Origin of the sequence: Thiocapsa sp. (genome assembly GCF_011390875.1) — a bacterium.
Classification (GTDB): Bacteria; Pseudomonadota; Gammaproteobacteria; order Chromatiales; family Chromatiaceae; genus Thiocapsa.
Window position 1 is genome coordinate 1 of sequence record NZ_JAABRP010000302.1, and the last position, 4,174, is coordinate 4,174.

The following is a 4,174-nucleotide window of genomic DNA, read 5'->3' on the forward strand; positions in this document are numbered from 1 at the left end:
AGAAGTACTGAGCCGGGTCGCGGGTTGCAGCACCGACCGCAACCGCATACACAACGAGCAGGATGAACAGCAGTCGAAGCTGTCGCCGACCATCACGCGAAAGCGTTTGAGCCATTTTTGTCGTGCCTCCTCCCAAGGTTTCCGAAACCGGGTCAACACCGGCGCGGGGTCGGCTGATTCTCGCCACTTCGGCTCGACAGTTCAATGCCGACGCATCCCGGTTTTGAGCGGGCGACGTACATCGACGAAACATCGGTCTTCATCACGAACGCGGTTTAGACTAGCCGCGGACCCACGTCGTCAACATCATGCCGAGCGCAGGTCCAACCCCAATCTGCGCATCCGAGCCTGCCTTTTCGGAGACTGATCGTTCATGAGCTACATCCTCGTCCTCTATTACAGTCGTTACGGCGCCACCGCCGAGATGGCCCATCATGTCGGACGCGGCGTCGAGGCCGGCGGCCTGGAAGCGCGCCTGCGAACCGTTCCAGCAGTCTCGACCGTCTGCGAAGCGAGCGAGGACAGCATCCCGACCTCCGGTGCACCCTATGCCGACCAAGACGACCTACGCGGCTGCGCCGGCCTTGCCCTCGGCAGCCCCACTCGATTCGGAAATATGGCCGCCCCGATGAAGTATTTCCTCGACGGAACCAGCAGTCTGTGGCTCGCCGGGGCCCTTTCCGGAAAACCCGCCGGAGTCTTTACCTCGACATCCAGTCTGCATGGGGGTCAAGAAGCCACCCTGCTCAGCATGATGATCCCCTTGCTTCACCACGGGATGCTGTTGATGGGGCTCCCCTACACCGAGGCTGACCTGCTGCACACCCGTTCCGGCGGCACGCCCTACGGTCCCTCGCACCTGGCCGGACCGGACAGCGCCCTCCCGGTCACCGACGAGGAAAAGCGTCTTTGTCTAGCCCTGGGCCGTCGGCTCGCCGAGACCGCCGCAGCACTTTCGCGCCGGGCTGGCTGACGCGCCCGGCCCGCATACCCGAACAGGCGGAACCGTGACCGACCATCCCGGGCAACTGCATCTGCCGATTACGCTGATCCGCGAGCCGACGCTCGCGGACTACCGTGCCGGCCCGAATGCAGAGGCACTCGCCGCGGTTGCGACACTGGCGTCCGGGGCCGGCGAGCCTTACGTGTTTCTGTTCGGAGGCACATCGACGGGCAAAACCCATCTCCTGCAGGGCGCTTGTCATGCGGCGATCCAACGGGCCCGAACAGCTCAGTACATCCCGCTCGGCGAGACCGGACTGATGCCATCGATCTTCGACGACCTGGAGAGCCGCGAGCTATTGGCGATCGACGATGTGCAGGCCATCGCCGGCAAGCCGGAGTGGGAGGTCGCCTTGTTCGATATGTTCAATCGGGCGCGCGCGAAGGGTTGCGCGCTTCTGATCGCGGGGAGCTCAGCCCCGGACGGCCTGGGACTTGGCCTGGCGGATCTATGCTCGCGCCTTCAATGGGGGCCGCGCTACTGTCTGCTGCCGCTGAGCGACGCGGATTGCGAGCGCTTGCTCACGGAGATCGCCGCGGAGTTCGGGATGCGGCTGGGACAGGAAACCGCGCGCTACATCATGAACAACTATGCCCGCGATCCCGGCTCGCTGGTCGCCCTGATTGAGCGAATCGATGAAGCTAGTTTGCGCGAGCAACGCCAACCAAGCATTCCGCTGGTGCGTCGCATCATGCGCGGTGGGAACTGACCGGCTATGCGCTCGCGGCATCCCGATCCGGCCCGGCGTAACGACCCGGCGAATCGACGACCGACGGTCTGAATCGCAGGTCGCGAGTCGCCGTCGGGCGACATCGCCGCTGCAGGCCCGGACAGGCCTTCGAAGGCATCACTCCCTACAGATCAGACGACCGAACCGCGCCCGATCGATCGTCGCCGGCTGTGTGCAGACCCTCCTCAACCGTTCAACAAGCGGTCCTTCCGGATCAAAGATCAGAACCCAGGACGTCGCGGCCATGCTCATGCCCTCGAAGCCATCCTCGCGACAGGCCGCATAGACCTGCTCGTAGAGGTCATCGCAAAAGGCCGGCCCGATGCGTTCTGAGCGATAACCGCATTGTTCGATGACCGCCTGGAGCGCGCCCGTACCGGTCGCACCCGTATAGGCGCTCACATCCCCGAAATCCCGCAAACCGGCGGCCTCGAGGTTCGCGATCACGCGATCGCGGCATGCATCCCAATCCGGCCCCGAAAAAGCGGATGCGCCGAGAGCGGCATGAGGAGGAGGAAGGAGCAGGAAGAACCCGGCAGCAAGTAAACCGTGAAGCCTTGGGCGGGAGACATGAAACATGTTGAACTCCTGTCCGGAGGACGCAGGCGACGCCCTCTGGCTCGGCGATGAAAATGAGCAGGGCGCCACTCACGACGACTCCGCAGATCTCCGTATCGAGGGTGCGCGCCCGGTATCGGTCCCGTCGTTCGCAACGCGCTCGAGGGCATGAGTGTGTTCTCTTCAGTCTATGCCAAGACCGTCGGTCCCGCACCCGAGACCGCCGGATCGCGGGCAACTCGCACAAAAAGAGATGCGTCTCGGCTGGAGCATTTGGAAAGGCAGGCCGACGCCATCATTTTCCCCACTACTGAACGCTGTGCGCTGACGACGACCGGACAAGGTCGACGGTTCGGGCGCAATCTTCCAATCCGTATCGGAATTCGACAGACGTGCTCACGACCCTGAGTCTCTTCGCCATTTTGGCCGCTGCCGCAATCCCCGCCGGGGTGCACTTGGGCTTTCGCGCACCGCGGCTCCGCGAAATCGGCACGCCTGCGGACGCCGGCCTCGACTTCGAGGCGGTTCGCATCCCGACGGTACGACGCCGATCCCTCTTCGGCTGGCTGATTCCGGCAGCGGACTCGACACGGACCCTCGTTGTCCTGCACGGATGGGGCGGCAACGCCGAGCTGATGCTGCCTCTGGCATCCCCCTTTCAACAGGCTGGATTCAACGTCTTGCTCTTCGATGCCCGCAATCACGGCGAGAGCGACGCCGATACCTTCTCCTCCCTGCCGCGGTTTGCCGAGGATCTCGGGATGGCCATCGCCTGGCTCAAGCGGCACCACCCCGGCCGGGCGGGCTGTGTCGCCGTGCTCGGACACTCCGTCGGGGCAGGTGCCGCCCTGTTCGAGGCATCGCGCAACCCGGACATCGCGGCCGTGATCAGCATCGCCGCATTCGCCCATCCCGCCCGCGTGACCAAGGCATCGGTGCGTCACCTGCACCTGCCTGCTCCGATTGTCTACGGGGTCATCCGCTACGTGGAATGGCTCATCGGACACCGCTTCGACTCGATCGCACCCATGAACACGGTTACCCGCATCTCCTGTCCTGTCTTGCTGGTGCACGGCCGAGCCGATCGCGTGGTTCCCGTGGACGATGCACGCTTAATCCATGCGCACTCCTCCGGGACGCATGTGGGTCTCCTGGAGATCGATGGCGCCGATCATGATTCCGTCGATCGCATCGAGGACCATGTCGGCGCCTTGCTGGGGTTTCTCGAGCACCAGTGCGCCCTCGCGGTTCCGGCACCGGGATAGGCGATCCCAAGCGCGCCGCCCGCGGCGAACGGCGTCCATCACGAGCATCCGGGGGGAACGCACATGCTCCACCCCTTGCTGCGAGCGCGATTCGAACGGCTCGTTCGATACTTTGCTCGAGCGCAGCGGCGTTCACGACGGGCACTGTCTATATGTGCTGGAGGGCGGTCGGAATCGAGTCGGCGATCCGGTGACGCGGGAAACATGCCCCCGATAGGATCGGGTCGGGCTGACGCAATTGCACCCGTCAGCCCTCCGACACCACCGTACGCGTGGTCTCCACATCCGGCGATTGGATCCGGCTGCCCTGGCGGAATCGGTGGCAGTCGGACAAAGCGCGGATTATCTCTTCCCCAGTCGGCAGAGCGGCTCACCGCACTTGTCCGCCCGTCAGTACGCGCGCATCGTCAAGCGATGGATCGGACTCATGGGCGCTGATCCGCAGGAGTAAGGGGACGCACTCGCTGCGTCGGACCAAGGCGACATTGATCTACCGTCAGACCAAGAACTTGCGTGCCGTCCAGCTGCTGCTGGGGCATCGCAAGATCGACAATCTCATCTGAATTCCTTTAGCTCTCAATCAGAGCAGGAGGATCAGGAGCGAAGCCCGCTTCCGAA

The 4,174-nt window shown here is 64.0% G+C and carries 4 protein-coding genes; 3 read left to right on the forward strand and 1 reads right to left on the reverse strand.

Annotated features, from left to right (window positions below):
- Positions 1-373 precede the first annotated feature (373 nt).
- Both wrbA and hda read left to right on the forward strand, forming a co-directional pair.
- Positions 374-973 (forward strand): NAD(P)H:quinone oxidoreductase, encoded by a 600-nt coding sequence (gene wrbA / locus GPT33_RS17425; RefSeq protein ID WP_296811564.1) that lies wholly within the window; start codon positions 374-376, stop codon positions 971-973.
- 34 nt (positions 974-1,007) lie between these two features.
- Positions 1,008-1,712, forward strand: a complete 705-nt coding sequence (gene hda / locus GPT33_RS17430; RefSeq protein WP_296811567.1) for a DnaA regulatory inactivator Hda — start codon at positions 1,008-1,010, stop codon at positions 1,710-1,712.
- Positions 1,713-1,850: 138 nt separating this feature from the next.
- On the opposite strand, the gene GPT33_RS17435 is transcribed toward hda, so the two are convergent.
- Entirely contained in the window at positions 1,851-2,180 is a 330-nt protein-coding gene (locus GPT33_RS17435) for a hypothetical protein (protein WP_296811570.1), read from the reverse strand.
- A 503-nt stretch (positions 2,181-2,683) separates the two neighbouring features.
- Between GPT33_RS17435 and GPT33_RS17440 the strand changes: the two genes are divergently transcribed.
- Positions 2,684-3,556: an alpha/beta fold hydrolase gene (locus GPT33_RS17440; RefSeq protein WP_296811573.1), complete on the forward strand. Its 873-nt coding sequence runs from the start codon at positions 2,684-2,686 to the stop codon at positions 3,554-3,556.
- Positions 3,557-4,174: the final 618 nt, after the last annotated feature.